Raw genomic sequence first — 17831 nt, 5'->3', positions numbered from 1 at the left:
GGCCTGGAGCCACGGGTGGCCGTGCGGGTGCAGACCTACCACACCGCCCTGATGATGGCCCGCTCCGGCGTCGGCGTTGCCGTCATCGACCGCTACACGGCACTGGCGCTCGGGCAGGGCAACGTGGTGCGCGAGCTGGATCCGCCGATTGCGTTTACGCTGCATGCCCTGACCGCCCGCTCGCGCCAGGCCGGGCATCTGGTCGACCGGTTCGTCGCCTGCCTGAAGGCAGCCGAGCGCGAGATCGCCAGGGCAGCGGGCTGACCATACCTCATGCGAAAGTGTTCGCGGCACGTCTGCGGCAAGATTGGCTGATATTGCGGCACCTTGGGCTGATGGCTTTAGCTAGTCTAGATACAGTATTCATGATGGACTATTGACCTTTCCGGTCGCTGCGGAGATCTCGCTCCCCCGTCCCCCTCGAGGGCCATCTTTTCAGCGCAAGGGGCTCATGATGGACGTAGCGCCCGATGCGGCCGTGGCGTCCGCCGACGCCCAGCCGTTCGTCCTCGTAACCAAGACGCGAATGCTGGTCGCCATAGGCTGCCGGCACCTCCTGTCCGCGGCCGAGGCAGGCGAGCCCGAGGCGGTCCTCGGCAGCGGTGGCGGCGGTGCCGCCATGCTGGTCGGGGCCCTTCCTTATGACCGCACCCGACCGCCGCATCTGTTCCAGCCGGAGACCGTCCGGCAGGTGGAGCGTCCCGCCGCACCGGTGGGGCGGCCACTCGCCGTGATCCGGTCGATCGCCACGTGTCCGGACCCGGCCCAGTTCCAGGCAGCGGTCGCCGACGTGGTGGATCTGCTGGCCAGCGGGCCGGAACTGCGCAAGGTCGTCCTGTCGCGGGCGTTGGATCTGGTGGTGGATCGCCCCATCGACGTCGACCGGCTGATAGGCCGGCTGGCGCTGGACGAGCAGGCGACCGTGTTCGCCGTTCCGCTTCCGGCCGATCGGCGGCAGGCGCCGCGCTGCCTGGTCGGCGCCACGCCGGAGCTGCTGCTCGCCAAGAACGGTGCCGTGATCCAGTCCCATCCGCTGGCCGGCTCGGCACGGCGCTCGGCCGACAGCGTCGTCGACCGCAGCGCTGCCGATGCACTGATCCGATCCGACAAGGACCGGCGCGAGCATGCCATGGTGGTCGAGGCGATCCTGGACCAGCTCGCCCCCTGTTGCCGCGAGCTCACCGCACCCAAAGCACCGGAACTGGTCGCCACCCGCAGCATGTGGCACCTGGGCACGCCCATCGAGGGCAGGCTGAAGGACGCGAGCATCAGTTCCGTTCGCCTGGCTGCCCTGCTGCATCCCACCCCGGCCGTGTGCGGCACGCCGCGCGACCTGGCGGACCGGGTGATCCACACGCACGAGGGCTATGAGCGCGACTTCTATGCCGGGGCGGTCGGCTGGTGCGATGCCACGGGCGACGGTGCCTGGTACGTGTCGATCCGCTGCGCTGAGATCACGGGCAACCATGCCAGGTTGTATGCGGGTGCAGGTATCGTCGCCGGCTCCGATCCCTCGGCCGAGTTGGAGGAGACCTCGGCCAAGTTCACGGCACTGCTGCGGGCCCTGGGTGTCGACGCGCCTCCTGCCGCCTCGCTCCGTCCTGCCTCGCCTGCCTTGCCCGACCTTTCCTTTCCTGCCTGAGAGAAGGATCCGCCGCGATGGGCCTCCCCGAGATCGGCCGCTACGAGCTGCCGCAGGAGCACGAGCTGCCGGCCGCCCGTGCACCCTGGAAGGTGGCGGCCGGACAGGCGGCCCTACTGATCCATGACATGCAGCATCATTTCCTCGACCGCTTTACGCCAGGCGTGGCGCCGATCGCACCGGCGATCGAGCATGTCGGCCGGCTGGTGCGCCACTGCCGGGCCATGGGCATGCCGGTCTTCTACACGGCCCAGGAAGGTGACCAGGACCGGCGCGACCGCGGGCTGCAGGCCGACCTCTGGGGGCCGGGCATGGGCTGGGATCGCCAGCCGATCATCGCCGCGCTGGCACCGGAGAAGGGCGATTTCGTCCTGGTCAAGCACCGCTACAGCGCGTTCCAGCGCAGCAACCTGGAAACGCTGATGCGCACGCGCGGCCGCGACCAGCTGATCATTTGCGGAGTCTACGCCCATATCGGCTGCCTGCTCACCGCGGCAGACGCCTTCATGCGCGACATCGAGCCGTTCTTCGTCGCGGACGCGCTCGCCGACTTCTCGCGCGAGCGGCACGACATGGCGGTGCGCTACGTGGCCGAGGTGTGCGGCGTGCCGATCTGCACGCAGCGGCTGATCGGGGAACTCTGCTGATGCGCCAAAGCGGCATCGCGGGAAAGATCGCGCTGGTCACCGGAGCTGCCGGCGGCATCGGTGCCGCGGTAGTGCGGCTGCTCCACGAGGAAGGTGCCCGGGTAGTTGCGGCCGACCTCGATCCGATTGCAATGGCCTTTCCGTCGCCCGTTCGCGCGGAGAAGCTGGACGTGCGCGACAGCCAAGCGGTCGATGCGCTGGTGGCCAGGGTCGAGGCGGAGTGCGGGCCGATCGACATCGGCGTGAACGTCGCGGGCGTGCTGGCGACCGACCTTGTGGTCGAGACCAGCGATGCGACCTGGCAGCAGGTGTTCGAGGTGAACACTGCCGGCGTGTTCCGGGTTTGCCGGGCCCTGGCCAGGCGGATGGTCCCGAGGGGGCGTGGCGACCTCGTGACCGTCAGCTCCAATGCCGCCGGCATCCCCCGCCACGCCATGGCCGCCTATGCCGCGTCGAAGGCGGCGTCCGCCATGTTCACGCGCTGCCTGGGGCTGGAACTGGCCGCCCACGGGATCCGCTGCAACATCGTGGCGCCCGGCTCGACCTTGACGCCGATGCAGACCGGGATGTGGGCGGATGCGCAGGGGGCGGAGCGCGTCATCCAGGGCTCGCTCGAGAGCTTCCGCACCGGCATTCCGCTGCGCAAGCTGGCAACGCCCGAGGACGTCGCCAATGCGGTGGTCTTCCTCCTGTCCGACCAGGCCAGCCACATCACCATGGCCGACCTCTATGTGGACGGCGGTGCCACGCTGCGCGGCTGACGGCAGAGGAGCACGTCGTCTGTGGGTGCCGACCGGCGTTGCGGAGCCAAGCTGTGCGAAGCTACCCGGCCTAGCCTGTCGACGGCTGCGGCCAGAGGGCCCAGAGCAGCAGGCCTGCCGCCCCGATCCAGAGGACGATGATGACCGCGGCGGCGATCTTGCTGACGGGGCGCTCCGATCGCCGGTCCGCTTCGGCACGGAACTCCGCCATCAAGTCTGCGGGCACCATGCGAACGGCGAGCAGGATCGCCGGCGGGAGGAGGATCACCTCGTCCAGGTAGCCGAGCACCGGGATGAAGTCCGGAATCAGGTCGATGGGCGAGAGAGCGTAGGCCGCGATGGCCGCACAGAACGCCTTGACGTACCAAGGCACGCGCGGATCGCGTGACGCTATCCAGAGCGCCACAACGTCGCGTTTGACGCTCCTCGCCCAGCGCCTGACCCTGCTTGGCAGCGATCCGTCATCCACTTTGATCGACCTTTTTCCAGCGCTGGGCCGGCTTGAACGAATCGGCTGACAGCGTAGTTTCGCGCCCATCCGCGGAGGTGGTCCGGCATTTGTGGCGCGCGTTTTCTGTGCAGGGTCAGAGCCAGCGCTTCAGCCGGAACACCAGCCAGGGCACGCCGGCCGAGAGCAGCATCAGCCCCAGCGCCCAGGCATAACCCCAGCGCCAGTGCAGTTCCGGCATGTGGTCGAAGTTCATGCCGTAGATGCTGGCGATCACCACGGGCGGGGTGATCACCATGCCCAGGATCGAGAGCAGGTAGATGACCTTGTTCTGCTGGACGTCGATCAGGCCGACCGTGGCGTTGACCATGAAGTCCATGCTGTTGTTGAGGTCCTGGTCATAGTCGGCAATCGCCTTGAGGTCGCTCTCGATGGCATTGAACTGGGCGGTCCGCGGATGGTCGGCGCCGTGGGTACGGCGGAACGCCACCAGACGCTCCAGGCTGTGCAGGCATTCGCGCAGCCCGAAGCTGGTCCGGTGGTGGATGCCGATGCGCTCGATCGCATGCTGCAGTACATCGATGCGCCGGCTGAGCACCGGCCGATGCCGGCTCTCGGGCAGGATGGTCCGGCCGCGGAAGATCGCCCCCTCGATCCGCTTCAGGTCCTCGCCGATGAACTCCAGCCGGTCCGCGATCCGGTCGATCATCACCTCCAAAAGGGCGGCGAGGATGCCGTCGGCATCGCGCAGCGGCCACTCGCCGGCCTGGGCATGCGACACGAACCGGTCGATCGCCTCGGGCATGCCGTAGCGGATCGTGATCAGGAGCGGCCCGCTGCGCACGAAGGTGACCGGCAGCGTGTGCAGCGGCTCCATGTCCCGCCCGTGGGCGACGATGGCGCTCATGTAGAGCACGCCGTTGCTGGCCGACAGCCGGCTGGAGGTCTGCAGCGCGCTGACCTCGTCCCTGGTCGGCACATGGATGCCCAGCGCCTGCTCGAGCTGCCGCTCCTCCTCCTGGCTGGGCTCGACCAGGTCGATCCACACGACGCCCTGCGGCGGGCACCCGCCGGCTGCGGGTTCCAGCGGGTACAGCCGTTCCCGGTCGATCTGGAAGTAGCGTAGCACCGGTGCCTGCACCCGAGCTGGATCGTGGCCGGGCCTGGCGGGTCAGATCGACCCGGCTTCCACCATGTAGTTGTTGGCGGTGCACATCGCGGCGTCGTCGGATGCCAGGAACAGGGTCATCCGGGCCAGATAGACGGGCTCGATCGGGACGGGCAGGCATTGCCGCTTCATCGTGTCAGCCAGGGCCTCGGGCGTCACCCAGAGCTCCTTTTGCCGCTCGGTCATCACCCAGCCCGGTACCACCGTGTTGACCCGGATGCCGTGGGGGCCGAGGTCGCGGGCAAAGCCGCGGGTCATACCATGCACGGCCGCCTTGGCCGAGGTATAGACCGGCATGCCGCCGGTCGCCTGCCACCAGCTGTTCGAGCCGAAATTGATGATCGAGCCCTTCTTGGCCTTGATCATGCCAGGGGCCACCGCCTGGATCGCGAACAGCATGTGGCGCAGGTTTACCGCGATCCGCTCGTCGTAATATTCCGGCGTGACGTCCTGCCAGCCATGCCGGTCGTCGCGCGCGGCATTGTTCACCAGCACGCCCGCCGGTCCCAGCGCCGCCTCCAGTGCCGCGAATGCGCGCTTGAGGTCGGGGATGTCGCGCAAGTCGCAGCGTTCGAAGGCGATCTCGGCACCGTTGGCCTTGAGCTCGTCGGCGAGCGCTTGGCCAGCCGCCCCGTCGATGTCGACGAAGCCCACTTTGGAACCCTGCTCGGCGAACGCCTTGACGATCTCCAGGCCGATGCCGGAGGCACCGCCGGTGATGAACACGACGGCCGATTTCAGGCTCGGATAGATGGCGAACGACATGAGGCAGCCTCCGGGTCGGGTTGGCCGCAGCCTCTGCCGCCACCTGCCGGGCCGTCAATGGGATGGATCGGGCGTAGGCGGATGAATTTCATCCCGGCCGGCAACCTCCGGTGCGGCCGCCGGTTCAAACGCGGCAGGATGTAGAACCGGCCTGCCGGCATTTCCGCCGCCGGCCACGGGGACGGTCGATGAAGCTATTCGAGTGCCAGCATTGCGGGCAGCTCCTTTATTTCGAGAACACGCTCTGTATGCGCTGCGGCCACCGCCTGGGTTACCTGCCCGATCAGGCGAACCTCTCGGCACTGGAGCCGGAGGGCAATGCCTGGCGTCCGCTGGCCCTGCCGGACCGGCCGATGAAGTTCTGCGTGAACGCGGAGCACGACCTCTGCAACTGGATGATCCCGGCCGAGAGCTCCGATACGCTGTGTCGGGCCTGCCGGCACAACCGGACCATCCCCGACATCTCCGATCCGGTGAACCTCGAGCGCTGGCGCAAGATCGAGTTCGCCAAGCACCGGCTGATCTACACCCTGATCGCGCTGCGGCTGCCGCTGTACAACCTGACGGACGATCCCGAGCATGGTCTGGCCTTCGACTTCCTCTCGGACCAGCCGGCCGGCCCCGCCCAGCCTCGGCCAGCACCGGTGATGACCGGCCACGACCAGGGCCTGATCACGCTCAACATCGCCGAGGCGGACGACGTCCATCGCGAGAAGACCCGCCACGAGATGGGTGAGCCCTACCGCACCCTGCTCGGCCATTTCCGCCACGAGGTCGGCCACCACTACTGGGACATCCTGGTGTGCGCCAACCCGAAGGCGCTGGAGCGCTGCCGCGCCCTGTTCGGCGACGAGCGCCAGGACTATGGCGAGGCGCTCAAGCGCCACTATGCCGAGGGACCGCCGGCGGACTGGCAGGAGAACTATGTCAGCGCCTATGCCACGACCCATCCCTGGGAAGACTTCGCCGAGACCTGGACCCATTACCTGCACATCGTCGACACGCTGGAGACCGCGGCGGCCTTCGGCCTGAAGGTCGACCCCAAGGCCGGCGACGACGACCTTCTGTCGGCCGAGTTCGACGACGTGACGGCGACCCGTGCCGGGGACATCCAGGAGCTGATCGACGCTTGGCTGCCGCTCACCTTCGCGGTCAACAGCCTGAACCGCTCGATGGGCCAGCCCGACCTCTACCCCTTCGTCCTCTCGCCGGCGGTGATCGAGAAGCTCGGCTTCATCCACGACCTCGTGCACCGGAGGTTTTGAGCATAGGATTATCGGCAGCCCCGCTCGTCATTGGTCATCCGACGAGCGGGGGCTATTCTAGAGAAGTTCGGTCGCGGGATGTCGTGTGCGAGTCGAGCGTGAACCGATTGAGCTCTTTCCCCAAGCCGGCAGATGAATACGTAGAGCGTTGGCTGTGGAGTTAGATTGCTCATCCGGAGTAAAGGCTGCTAGTGGAGCGTTGCAAGTCGAACTACCCAGACAACAACGCCCGCACTGCGCCGCTGCGGCAGGCCGGAATGACAAACGCACCGCCATACCGCGAGTTCGATTGCCTGGCGGCTTAGACCTAAGCGAAATGACCGTGGGTCAAGTTCGTCACGCCGACGAGCGTGACGGTCTGGTCGGTCGGCGTATAGCCAAAGGCCGCACCCAGATCCAGTTCCAGCGAGGCCTTGCCGTCATGCTGAACGTTGATGACAAAATCGTCCGCAGCATTGATGTTGCCGTCGCTGTTGCTGTCCAGCAATGACGCAACCTGATCATTGCTGATGAAGTCCCAGTCGACGGTATCCCCATTAACAAACAACTTGTCCCTGCTGATGTCGAAGTCATTCACTACGTTGTTGCCCAAAGGAAATTCCGGAGCCATCCCGAAAACCAGAAGATCGCGACCGGACCCTGTATCGATCACGTCATCTCCCATATGGTCCAAGATGCGATCGTCGCCGCTTCCTCCGCTCACGTAATCGTCGCCCTCCCAACTACGGATGTTATCATTTCCTTCGCCGCCGTAAAGCCGGTCGTCATAGGAGCTTCCAGATAACGTATCGTTACCAGAAAGGCCCCACAAGGTAGCAGTTTGGTCACCGGCGCCCATGACATCATCAAAATTTGACCCATATGCACCTTCGATATTGCGGAAATGGTCTTCGCCGCTCGAGGTTTTTGCCCATCCTGAAAGATCTGGGAAACCTGTTAATGAAACCTGAACGCCTTCCGTCTCGTCCACGTAGCTCAGATAGTCGAAGCCAGCCCCTCCATCCATCGTGTCGGCTCCGGAGCCGCCAAAAAGGATGTCATCGCCGGCACCACCCTTGAGGATGTCGTCATCGGCCTCGCCATGAAGCTTGTCGGCGCCAGCTCCACCGGACAACGTGTCCTTGCCGGATCCGGCGAAGATGTTGTCCGCGCCGTCATTGCCGTTGATGGTATCGTCGCCCTGGGCGCCCTTGAGCAGGTCGTCGCCATCATTGCCGTAGATCGTGTCGTTTCCCGCGCCGCCATTGATCCAGTCGTCGCCGCCATAGCCCGTGATCCAGTCACGCTTGGCTGTGCCGATCAGGTGGTCGTCGTTCTTGGTTCCGTAGATCATTGCCATGGATGTCTGCTCCAGACGGGAGGTTCAAGCGTCTGAGGGCGGGAATTATGTCTTTTGCGTAATTTTTGCGTTATGAAAATCGCTGTCAATTCCAGTTCCTTGGGAATTGGACGGGTGCGACGATGTGGTCTGATGAGCCTGAAGGACGAGCCAGCCATCAGTCCCCAACACGGGATCGACGGGAGGGTCGTTCGATCCGATCCAGGGTCCCCTGGACCCGATCGACGCTTGGCTGCCGCTTACTTTCCGGCTTCATGTACCGCTCTTGCTACCCCGCCGGACTTTTCACAGCGGCGAACACGACCTAGTTCCAAGGGTGAAGCGGACCCGGAGCCAACCTCGGCGCTGTGGTCCACCAGGAGCTTCGGGGACCCGGCAATGTCGCTGTTCATCGGTATGACCAAGTGCAACTTTGTGCTCGCCGCCCTGACCGCTGGTGCATTTTTGGCTGCTGGCCATCCAGCCATGGCCCATCACGGCTGGTCCTGGGCCCAGGGCGAGCAGATGACGCTCAAGGGCACCATCCAGTCCATCTCGATGTCGCCGCCGCACCCCACCCTGCAGGTCGAGGATGCAGAGGGCGTCGTCTGGCAGGTCGACCTCGGCAATCCGCGCCAGACGGAGCGCTCCGGCTTCACCGGCGACACTGCCGGGCCCGGTGATGCGATCACCGTGCTGGGCAACCGCTCCAAGGATCCGGACGACATGCACATGAAGGCGGTGCGCATCACGATCGACGGCCAGAACTACGACATGTACCCGGAGCGGATCCAAGACTGAGCACCGTCCAGCCGCATGAGCCTGCTGGCCTGGATCGGCTCGTGGCCGGGTGCGGTGCTCCTGCAGAACTCCGGCACCGCCTATCTGTTCGTCAACGCGGCGCACATCCTGGGCATCGGCCTGATCCTGGGCGCGATCCTGCCACTGGATCTCCGCCTGCTGGGCCTGTTCCGCCAAGCACCGCTCGCTGTGCTGGGACCATTCCTGTCGCGGACCGCCGCCACCGGCGTGGCACTGGCGATCCTGACCGGGCTCTGGCTGTTCACCGTCGAGCCCAGCCGCTACCTGGGCAACGCCGCGTTCCTGGCCAAGCTGGCCCTGCTCGCCCTGGCGCTGGGCAGTGTCCTGCTCCAGCACCGCAACCGCCACTACCGCGCAGCGCTGGCGGGCGCCCCGCTGCATGGCAGCGTGCGCCTGCTGGCGACGGTTTCCGGGCTCGCCTGGCTCAGCGCCCTGGTGGCGGGCCGCTGGATCGGGTTCCTGTAACGGGCTGGTCCAGCAGCGGATCCGGGGTCAGCAGTTCGGCCAGGAGGTCGATCACCACCCGCACCGCCGGCGTCATGCCGCGGCGCGAAGTGAAGACCAGGTGGCGCAGGCCCTCGCCGCCATGCCAGTTGGGCAGGATCCGGACGAGCTGGCCATCGCGCAGGCTGCCGGCAACCAGTTGCTCCGGAAGGCAGGCGATGCCCACTCCGGCCAGCGCGCTTGCCAGGAGGATCTGGAAGTCGATGGTCGCCAGGCGCGGTTCGTGCGCAAACGTCTCCTTTGCGCCATCCGGGCCGTGCAATTGCCAGACCGTCTCGCCGGGCTGCTCGGTATGGCCCAGGGTCGGCAGGCCGTGGAGATCGCCGGGCGAAGCGGGCGTGCCATGGTGTCCGAGCAGGCCCGGGCTCGCGACCAGCAGAAGGCGGCTCGTGCCCAAGATCTTCACGATTAGGTTCGGGTCGGTATCGAGCTGCGGGCGCACCCGGATCGCGACGTCGATGCGGTCCTCGATCAGGTCAAGCGGCCGACTCGTCATCACGAGCTGGACCCGCAGCTTCGGATAGCTGGCGAGAAAGCGCGGCATCGTCTCTGCCAGCTGGTGCGACAGGCCGTTCGGGCAGCCGATCCGTACCAGGCCCTGCGGCTGCGCCTGGACCCGTGCGGCCGCCTCATCGGCGGCCTCGGCCTCGGCGACCATGGCCTGGCAGTGGCGGTAGTATTCCCGGCCGGCCTCCGTAACGCTCACCCGCCGGGTCGAGCGCTCCAGGAGGCGCAGCCCCAGACGCTCCTCCAGCCGGGCGACCCGGCGGCTGAGCTGCGACTTCGGCAGGCGCAGCGTCCGGGCAGCGGGCGAGAAGCCCTGGTGGCGCACCACCGCGGCAAAGCACGCCATGTCGTTCAGGTCGCGCATCCGTCCGCCTCACTGTTCCTCTGGTGGAACGCAATGTTCGGGAACAGCCAGCTTCTCGCAAGATCGTCCTGCCCTTACCTCGAATGTCAGCAGACGGACGAGGACAGAAAGGACATCACGATGAAACTGCTGCACGTCGATTCGAGCATCCTGGGCGCCGCCTCGGTCAGCCGGACCCTGTCGGCCGGCATCGTTGAGCAACTGGCCCGCACCACGCCTGGCCTGGAGATCACCTATCGCGACCTCGCGGCCGACCCGGTGCCGCATCTGTCGGGCGCCTATCTGGCGGCGGGCAGTGCCGAGCCCGCGGCGCTCGATCCGGCGCTGCAGCAGGACCTGACGCTCGGCAGCGAGGTCCTGGCGGAGTTCCTGGCGGCTGACATCCTGGTGATCGGCGCGCCCATGTACAACTTCACCATCAGCAGCCAGTTGAAGGCCTGGATCGACCGGCTCGCGGTCGCCGGCAAGACCTTCCGCTACACCGCGGACGGGCCGGTGGGGCTGGCGGGCGGCAAGCGGATCATCGTCGCTTCCTCGCGCGGCGGGGTCTACAGCCCCGGAAGTCCGCTGGCGGCGATCGACCACCAGGAGCCCTATCTGCGGACCATCTTCGGCTTCTTCGGCATCACCGACATCCGGTTCGTACGCGCCGAGGGCGTGGCCATGGGCGATGCGCAGCGCACCCGATCGGTGGCCGATGCCCGGCGCGAGATCGACCTCCTGCAGGCGGCCTGAACCCTTCGCTGTCCGGCCCGGCTGCCGACCTCTTGCCCACGGCTCCGTCAAGGGCAGATCGTCGGGCAGCCTCGGAGCGAATTGACCGCTTTACGGCAGAAGCGCACCCCGGCGGGAACGCTGCTCGGGATGGGAGTGGCCGCGGCCGAAGCACCCCGGCAGATCTGGATGGTGTCCGGCCTCAAGAACCCGGAAGGCGGTCGACCTCCGCACCAGGTAGGTGGCCTCCCTCGGCGACCTGACGCCGATCGCGTGGCGCCCGATGGCAGGAGCGGCTACTTCCTCACCAACTCGCTAGCTGGCGGGCGGGCTGTTCCACGCAACCGCACAAGGCGACCCGGCTTCTGCCGCTGGTGCACGGCAGCGCCAACGTGACGGTGCCGTCCGGCCAGAAGCTCCTCGTGGTGCCGATGGCGGCGGACGGGACGGTCGTCGTGTATCGACTGACCGGCCCGCCTGCCAGCGGGCCGGAACTGCCTACCCGGCCGTGGCGGGGGCGCCCACCAGCGTCAGCACCTCGTCCAGCCGGTCGATCACCCGGTCGGCCAGGGCGTGGAACTCCGGCTTGTCGGCGACGTGCCGATTGGACGCAAAGCCGATCGTGCGCAGCCCTGCGGCACGGGCCGACATCAGGCCGGTGATGCTGTCCTCGACGGCGACTGCCCGTTCCGGCGGCACGCCGATCAAGGCGCAGGCACGAGCATAGGGCTCGGGACCCGGCTTGCCCTCCGTCACGTCGTCGAGGGTCACGGTCGCCTGGAGGAAGGGCAGGATGCCCAGTGCCGTCAGGTTGGCGGCCACCACCTTGGTGCCGGAGTTGGAAGCGCAGGCTTGGCGCAGCCCCGCGTCATGCAGGGCCTGCACCACCCCTGCCGCGCCGGGCATCGCCGTGAGGCTGCCCTGATCGGCCAGATATTCGGCATCCAGGTCGGCCAGCCAGCTGTCCATGGTGACGTGTGGCGGGAAGCGGTGCGCCACCGCGTGCCACACGTCGTACTGGTGCACGCCGACGAAAACGCCGGCGTCCAGGTCGGAGACATTGACGCCGTGACGGCGGCAGGTCGCATAGAAGACCCGCTCGTGCAGCGGCTCGCTGTCGATCAGCGTGCCGTCCATGTCCCAGACGACCGCGGCAAGTTCCGGGAAGGTCATGTCAGCGCAGCGTCGCCACCTTGTCCATGAACCGGCGCACCCGATCCTTGTCCACCGGGTTCCAGGTGTTACCGTCGACCTTGAAATGCGTGCCGATGATGCAGCCGTCGGAGATCTTGAAGGTCTGCTCGACGTTGTCGATGCGCACGCCGGTATTGGCGAACACCGGCGTGTCGGGCAGGGCTTCGCGCACCTTACGCAGCTCGGTCTGCTCGGCCGCCTGACCGGTGATGGCGCCCGAGACCAGGATGGCATCCGCCAGCGAGGAGAACACCGCACTCTTGGCGCGCAGCTCGATCGGCCGCTTGTCCAGCGAATCGGCGAACTCGGCATTGATGTTGAAGAACAGCTTGAGGTCCGGGCGGCCGAGGTTGCGGCGGGCCAAAAATGCCCCTTTGCAGTCCGGCTCCCAGATGCCCATGTCCGAGGCATAGACGCCGGTGAAGATCTCGCGCACGAAGCTCGCGCCGGTCGCCACCGCGATCTCGACGCTGGCGACCGGGTCCCACAGATAGTTCACGCCGAACGGCACCTTGAGCTCCGGCTTCACTGCGGTGATCACCGCGCTCATCGCGACTGCCGAAGAGAGTGGTGCCTTGAGCGAGTACGGCCGGTCGTTCTCGTTGCCGAACATGACCGCGTCGACGCCGCCGTCCTGCAGGGCGTGGATGTCAGCGAGCACGCCATCGATCAGCTTCGCCATGCCCCCCTTCTCGTCGTAGAGCGAGGTGCCCGGCAGGGCGCCGATATGCACCATGGCGATGACGAGCTTCTTCCGCTCCTGCAACAGATCAAACACGATCGCACAACCTTTCGCTAGCCGGCTGCCGGATCAGCAGCCTTCTTCCTCGTCGTCTTTGGCAACGACGACCTGGACCTCGTGGCGTCGCAGCGCTTCCGCCAGCTCGCCCTCAGGCAGCTGGTCGGTCACCAGGGTCGAGATCGCCTCGAGCCCGGCCACCCGGGCAAAGCTGCGCCGACCGAACTTGCTGCTGTCGCAGAGCAGGATCAGCTCGCTGGCCCGCCGGATGAAGCCCATCTTCACCTGCACTTCCTCGACCGAATAGTCGAAGATCCCTTCCGGGCTCAGCGCCGCGGCACCGATGAAGGCCTTGTTCAGCCAGTGGTCGGCCAGCTGGCGCTGGGTGATCGCGCCGCACAGCGAGCCCTCGCGGGCCCGCAGATAGCCCCCCACGACATAGACGTCGGACAGCACCGGGCGGCGCGTCAGGGCCGCCACCGCCTGCAGGCTGTTGGTGACGATGCTGAGCCCGCTGCGGCTGCCGACCTCGGCTGCCAGGCATGCCACAGTGGAGCCGACATCCAGCCCGATCACGTCGCGGTCGGCGATCAGTGCCGCCGCGGCCCGTCCGATCGTCTGCTTGGCCTTGGCACGAACATTGCGTCTGGCGGCGAAGGATGGCTCGGCCGGCGCCGTTGCCGGCTTGGCGAGCACCGCCCCACCATGAGAACGTTCGATGGCCCCACTTTGCTGCAGCGCGTCCAGATCGCGCCGCACCGTCATCTCCGAGATGCCGAACTCCTTGGCGATCTCCGCCACCGAGATCTCGCCGCGTTCGATGATGGCCACGTGCAGGGCCCGGCGGCGGGCGGCCGCCAGGACAGCGCCGCCGCGCCGGCCTTCACTGCCGGGCGGCATCGGGACTCCGCGCCCTGCCTCGCCGTCCATCCGTGCCGCTCCAACTTCACGCTGCCAAATTCGAGCCGGCAGTTCGGCCAGCGGCGGGACGATAGCGGCTGACCAGTGGTGCCGCAACAGAGTCGAACAGAATCGAACAGAAGCCGCATGTTAGAAAATGTTTGACCGGATGCGTGGCGCGGATAGCTTTGCCGGGCGGGGGAGGCGCTCCATGCTCTGGTCTGGGGGGATGGTGCATGGAGCGCCGGTTCCCCGGAAGGGCGTGGCCGCACATGCCCACGATATCCTGGGGAGGGGGCGTTGAGCGGTATCGGCAGCGATCTGGCGGGCAGGACGGCGCTGGTCACCGGCGGTGCGACCGGCATCGGGCTGGCGATCTGCCGGGCCCTGGTGGCGCAGGACATGCGCGTCGCGATCGCCGACCTGAACCTGGATGCCGCCCGTGCCGCCGCGGCCGAGCTGGGGGACGGGCATCGCGCCCTGGCCATGGACGTGCGCCGGCGGGACAGCGTCGCCGAGGGGTTCGCTGCCACGCGCGCCGCGCTCGGCGAGATCGACTGCCTGGTCGCCAATGCCGGCGTGTCCACCATGAACCGCGCGGTCGATCTCACCGACGAGGAATGGGACTTCAACTTCGACGTCAACGCCCGGGGTGTGTTCCTGACCAACCAGTACGCCGCACGCTACTTCCTCGAGACCGGCCGCAAGGGTGTCATCTGCAACACCGCCTCGCTCGCCGCCAAGGTCGGGGCACCACTGCTGGCGCACTATTCCGCCAGCAAGTTCGCGGTGCTCGGCTGGACCCAGGCGCTGGCGCGCGAGCTGGCGCCCAATGGCATCCGGGTGAACTGCGTCTGCCCGGGCTTCGTGCGGACCGGCATGCAGGAGCGCGAGGTGGTCTGGGAAGCGGAGCTGCGTGGGATGACTCCGGATGCGGTCCGCGCCGAATATATCGCGATGACGCCGCTCGGCCGGCTGGAGACCCCGGAGGATGTCGCCGGGGTGGTGGCATTTCTCCTGTCGGACGCGGCCCGGTTCATCACCGGGCAGGGCATCAACGTGGAGGGAGGGGTCTACACGGGCTGAGGCGGCTCGCTCGGGTCCTGTCCTCGACGGCTTCATCCGGTCGATGAAGCCGCTTGGATGCTTTTGCTTGGGGTTGCTTGAGTTCATTTATAGCTGCTAAATTGGTCAGTGATTAACTCTTGTGCTGTCGAGGGTCACTGATTACGCGTGCAGCCAGTAACCGGTTGGCGGAGACCTGCAGGTCCCTGCCCGGCCGCCGAGGGGGTAACAGATGAAACGCCGTGAGTTCGGATTGCTGGCCGGTACGGCCGGCCTGGCCTTGATGAGCGGGGCCGGGCGGACCCTGGCGCAGGGTGTGGACCTGAAGCCGACCAGCGGCGAGACGGTGTACTTTCGGGGCTGGAACTTCCGCACCGACGTGGTTCAGGCGAACGTCGCCCGCTACAATCAGCAGATGGATGGCAAGGTCGACTACGCCACGGTCACCGGCGACTATCCGGCGCTGATGGAACAGAACCTGATGGCCGGCGCGCAGCTGGACATGTTCTACGCCAACCCGTCCTCGGCCTGCCGCTATTTCGATGCGGGCTGGGTGCTGCCGGCGAACGAACTGCCGAACTATGCCGAGATCGACGCGGAGCTGTATCCGAACCTCAAGGAAGCCTGGACCTACAAGGGCCAGCTCCTGGGCCTCTCCTACTTCGCCAGCACCCGCGGCACGATGGTGGTGAACCGCAAGCTCTTCGAAGAGCACGGCTTCACCGACGCCGACCTGCCGAAGAACTGGGACGAGGTCTATGACCTCATCTACAGGATGAAGGACAAGGGGATCGAGACCCCCTTCCTGCCGCATTGGTTCGGCGAGTGGTTCGGCATCTCCTGGGGTTTCGTGCTCGAGGTGATCAACCGCGGCGGCACCATCGCCGACCCCGAGACGCACCAGCCCACCATCACCACCGACGAGGACGGCCCGTACTACAAGACGCTGGCCGCCTGGAAGAAGCTCTGGCAGTCTGGGATGATCGCCCAGGAGGTCTTCACCTTCAACGAGGGCGGCTACATCGACGCGTTCGCGTCCGGGCGCTACGTCATGAGCCCGCAGCAGATCTACGACATTGAGACCTTCAACCGGCCGGGCCGCTCGCAGATCGCCGGGAGCTGCAGCCTGGTGCCGATGGGCGACCATCCCTGGGGCATCATCGACAGCGGCCTCTACGTCATGAGCAACCGCGAGCGGTCCGAGGCACTCACCGACGACGTGAAGAAGTTCGTGTCCTGGTACGGGTTCAAGGACCAGGACGGCAAGATCGCGATCGCACAGAACTGGATGCAGGAGAACATGCTGTTCTCCGGCTACAAGTCGGTGATGGAGAGTGCCGAGACTGCGGAGCGCATCAAGAAGGCGATCGCGCGGCCGGAGGACTACGAGGCGATCCTCAAGGTCTACCAGAACACGCCCTTCCCCAAGGGCATCTGGAGCGTGGTCTGGTCGGAGGAGTTCAATCCGTTCCTCAAGGAGACGCTGTCGTCCTTCCTGTTCGACGATGGCGACATCGTCGAGACCCTGGAATCGATGACCGCCAAGATCGAGGAACTCAACGGCAAGTACGGTATCTGACCAGATGGCAGTGGGCAGCGCCGGCCAGGCGATCCAAACATCCACTCCCAGCCGTAAGCCGCGCGGGGAGATGTCGGACACGCGCTTCGCGTTCCTGATCGGCCTGCCCGTCCTGGTGTTCCTGTTGCTCGTGGTGGCGTACCCTCTGGGGTACGCCATCTACATGAGCCTGCACCAGATCGTGTTCTTCGGCGGCTACCGGGCGAACTTCGTCGGCCTGAAGAACTTCATCGACGTCTGGAGCGACAAGAGCTTCATCAACGCGATCTGGATCACGCTGCGGTTCACCGTCGAATCGGTCGTGCTGACCATGATCCTGGGCCTGTGCCTGGCCTCGCTGATGAACCAGCGGATCCGCATGGCCGGCCTGGTGCGGACCCTCCTGTTCCTGCCCTGGTGTGTCTCGTCCTATGCGGCGGGGCTGATGTTCGGCCAGCTCGTCCGGGGGCAGACCGGCATCCTTACCACCATCTCCTTCGCGTTCGGCGGCACCCAGGGCGTCGACCTCATGGGGCGGGCCACCGTGGTCGAGGTCCTAGCCGTCGCCAACGCCTGGCTGATGTCGCCGCTGGTGGCGTTCTTCCTGCTGGCCAACATGAAGACCATCCCCAAGCGGCTCTATGACTTGGCGGCGATCGACCGGCTCACCGCGTGGGAGACCTTCCGCTACGTGACCCTGCCGCCGCTCCAGTTCACCCTGTTCGTGTTCGCCTCGATCACCACCGTGCTCTCGATGAAGATGTTCGACATGATCCTGATCATGACCGGCGGCGGGCCTGGCACGGCGTCGGCGACGCTGACCTATCAGATCTACAAGCGCAGCTTCAAAGACCTGAACCTCGGCTACGGCGCCGCCATGTCGTTCTACCTGCTGTTCTTCATCCTGGGCGCCACGTTCCTCATCTACCTCGTCTGGGGACGAAGGGTGTCGCGCTGATGGCCAAGCGATCGATCTTCCTCTACCTCGCCATCGCGGTCGCGATCGTCTGGTCGATCTTCCCGATCTACTGGTTCTGCCGGATGGCGTTCCTGACGCCCAACGAGATCCGCCTGTTCCCGCAGCCCTTCGTGCCGCAGGTGTTCGAGCTGGGCACGTTCTACAACATCTTCGGCTTCGACTATGAGTATGCGGCCGGCTACAGCAGCGGGGCGTCCGGCCAGTCGAACCAGATCATCCGCGGCGTTCTCAACGGCCTGTTCATCAGCAGCGTCGTGACCGTCATCACGCTGCTGATCGTGGTGCCGCTCGCCTACGTGTTCGCGCGCATGGAGTTCCGGCACAAGCAGAAGCTCCTGTTCGCGGTGCTGCTCGCCGTGGCGCTGCCGCCGGTCTCGACCCTGATCCCGTTCTACTCGATGTATGTCCAGTTGGGACTGAACGGCACGCGGTTCGGCCTGATTGTGGTCACCCTGACCATCACCGTCCCGT

The 17831-nt window shown here is 66.3% G+C and carries 19 protein-coding genes and 1 pseudogene; 12 read left to right on the top strand and 8 right to left on the bottom strand.

Annotated features, from left to right (window positions below; translation table 11 throughout):
* The 4 genes from EQG76_RS05050 to EQG76_RS05035 all read left to right on the top strand — a co-directional run.
* Positions 1–264, top strand: a 264-nt coding sequence (locus EQG76_RS05050; RefSeq protein ID WP_200840563.1) for a LysR substrate-binding domain-containing protein, incomplete at its 5' end; no start/stop codon positions are given.
* Positions 265–454: 190 nt separating this feature from the next.
* Positions 455–1642 (top strand): isochorismate synthase, encoded by a 1188-nt coding sequence (locus tag EQG76_RS05045; RefSeq protein ID WP_407925505.1) that lies wholly within the window; start codon positions 455–457, stop codon positions 1640–1642.
* A gap of 17 nt (positions 1643–1659) precedes the next feature.
* A complete protein-coding gene (locus EQG76_RS05040; RefSeq protein WP_159711160.1) occupies positions 1660–2289 on the top strand; it encodes an isochorismatase family protein in 630 nt (209 codons plus the stop codon).
* Positions 2289–3050, top strand: a complete 762-nt coding sequence (locus EQG76_RS05035) for a 2,3-dihydro-2,3-dihydroxybenzoate dehydrogenase (RefSeq protein WP_159711158.1) — start codon at positions 2289–2291, stop codon at positions 3048–3050. Before EQG76_RS05040 ends, EQG76_RS05035 begins: the two co-directional genes overlap by 1 nt.
* A gap of 70 nt (positions 3051–3120) precedes the next feature.
* Here the strand turns inward: EQG76_RS05035 and EQG76_RS05030 are convergent, their stop codons facing one another.
* The 3 genes from EQG76_RS05030 to EQG76_RS05020 all read right to left on the bottom strand — a co-directional run bounded on the left by EQG76_RS05030 (position 3121) and on the right by EQG76_RS05020 (position 5431).
* The gene (locus EQG76_RS05030) at positions 3121–3519 is read right to left on the bottom strand and encodes a YkvA family protein (protein WP_235031211.1); all 399 of its coding nucleotides are present in this window, start codon (positions 3517–3519) and stop codon (positions 3121–3123) included.
* Between the two features lie 115 nt (positions 3520–3634).
* Positions 3635–4627 (bottom strand): CorA family divalent cation transporter, encoded by a 993-nt coding sequence (locus EQG76_RS05025; RefSeq protein ID WP_159711154.1) that lies wholly within the window; start codon positions 4625–4627, stop codon positions 3635–3637.
* A 42-nt stretch (positions 4628–4669) separates the two neighbouring features.
* Positions 4670–5431 (bottom strand): SDR family NAD(P)-dependent oxidoreductase, encoded by a 762-nt coding sequence (locus EQG76_RS05020; protein ID WP_159711152.1) that lies wholly within the window; start codon positions 5429–5431, stop codon positions 4670–4672.
* Positions 5432–5619: 188 nt separating this feature from the next.
* On the opposite strand from EQG76_RS05020, the gene EQG76_RS05015 reads away from it, so the two are divergent.
* Entirely contained in the window at positions 5620–6696 is a 1077-nt protein-coding gene (locus EQG76_RS05015) for a zinc-binding metallopeptidase family protein (protein WP_159711150.1), read from the top strand.
* A 307-nt stretch (positions 6697–7003) separates the two neighbouring features.
* Here EQG76_RS05015 and EQG76_RS05010 read toward each other — a convergent pair whose 3' ends face one another.
* Complete coding sequence (locus EQG76_RS05010; RefSeq protein WP_159711148.1) at positions 7004–8035, bottom strand: calcium-binding protein; 1032 nt, start codon at positions 8033–8035, stop codon at positions 7004–7006.
* A gap of 378 nt (positions 8036–8413) precedes the next feature.
* On the opposite strand from EQG76_RS05010, the gene EQG76_RS05005 reads away from it, so the two are divergent.
* Both EQG76_RS05005 and EQG76_RS05000 read left to right on the top strand, forming a co-directional pair.
* Positions 8414–8815 (top strand): DUF6152 family protein, encoded by a 402-nt coding sequence (locus EQG76_RS05005; RefSeq protein ID WP_235031210.1) that lies wholly within the window; start codon positions 8414–8416, stop codon positions 8813–8815.
* Positions 8816–8830: 15 nt separating this feature from the next.
* A complete protein-coding gene (locus tag EQG76_RS05000; protein WP_159711146.1) occupies positions 8831–9301 on the top strand; it encodes a DUF6644 family protein in 471 nt (156 codons plus the stop codon).
* Here EQG76_RS05000 and EQG76_RS04995 read toward each other — a convergent pair.
* The gene (locus EQG76_RS04995) at positions 9261–10211 is read right to left on the bottom strand and encodes a LysR family transcriptional regulator (protein WP_159711144.1); all 951 of its coding nucleotides are present in this window, start codon (positions 10209–10211) and stop codon (positions 9261–9263) included. The two genes, EQG76_RS05000 and EQG76_RS04995, sit on opposite strands and share 41 nt — an antisense overlap.
* A 120-nt stretch (positions 10212–10331) precedes the next feature.
* Between EQG76_RS04995 and EQG76_RS04990 the strand changes: the two genes are divergently transcribed.
* The gene (locus tag EQG76_RS04990; RefSeq protein WP_159711142.1) at positions 10332–10946 is read left to right on the top strand and encodes an FMN-dependent NADH-azoreductase; all 615 of its coding nucleotides are present in this window, start codon (positions 10332–10334) and stop codon (positions 10944–10946) included.
* 477 nt (positions 10947–11423) lie between these two features.
* Here the strand turns inward: EQG76_RS04990 and EQG76_RS04985 are convergent, their stop codons facing one another.
* Genes EQG76_RS04985 through EQG76_RS04975 form a run of 3 tightly spaced genes read right to left on the bottom strand, consistent with a single transcriptional unit; the run spans position 11424 to position 13788 of the window.
* A complete protein-coding gene (locus tag EQG76_RS04985) occupies positions 11424–12098 on the bottom strand; it encodes an HAD family hydrolase (protein ID WP_159711140.1) in 675 nt (224 codons plus the stop codon).
* Between the two features lies 1 nt (position 12099).
* Complete coding sequence (locus EQG76_RS04980; protein ID WP_159711164.1) at positions 12100–12900, bottom strand: BtpA/SgcQ family protein; 801 nt, start codon at positions 12898–12900, stop codon at positions 12100–12102.
* A 30-nt stretch (positions 12901–12930) separates the two neighbouring features.
* Positions 12931–13788 carry a DeoR/GlpR family DNA-binding transcription regulator gene (locus EQG76_RS04975; protein WP_159711138.1) on the bottom strand — a complete coding sequence of 286 codons (858 nt, stop codon included), beginning with the start codon at positions 13786–13788 and terminating at the stop codon, positions 12931–12933.
* Between the two features lie 270 nt (positions 13789–14058).
* Between EQG76_RS04975 and EQG76_RS04970 the strand changes: the two genes are divergently transcribed.
* The 4 genes and pseudogenes from EQG76_RS04970 to EQG76_RS04955 form a co-directional block, all read left to right on the top strand.
* Positions 14059–14844, top strand: coding sequence for an SDR family NAD(P)-dependent oxidoreductase (locus EQG76_RS04970; RefSeq protein WP_159711136.1), 786 nt, complete (start codon positions 14059–14061; stop codon positions 14842–14844).
* Positions 14845–15055: 211 nt separating this feature from the next.
* A complete protein-coding gene (locus tag EQG76_RS04965) occupies positions 15056–16402 on the top strand; it encodes an ABC transporter substrate-binding protein (RefSeq protein ID WP_159711134.1) in 1347 nt (448 codons plus the stop codon).
* Positions 16403–16472: 70 nt separating this feature from the next.
* A complete protein-coding gene (locus tag EQG76_RS04960) occupies positions 16473–17339 on the top strand; it encodes a carbohydrate ABC transporter permease (RefSeq protein ID WP_159711132.1) in 867 nt (288 codons plus the stop codon).
* Positions 17339–17831 (top strand): annotated as a pseudogene (locus tag EQG76_RS04955) (carbohydrate ABC transporter permease); the annotation flags it as partial. The gene EQG76_RS04960 and the pseudogene EQG76_RS04955, both read left to right, overlap by 1 nt.

The sequence above is a fragment of the Geminicoccus flavidas genome (assembly GCF_009806515.1).
Lineage (GTDB): Bacteria > Pseudomonadota > Alphaproteobacteria > Geminicoccales > Geminicoccaceae > Geminicoccus > Geminicoccus flavidus.
This window is presented reverse-complemented; position numbering and strand designations above follow the sequence as displayed.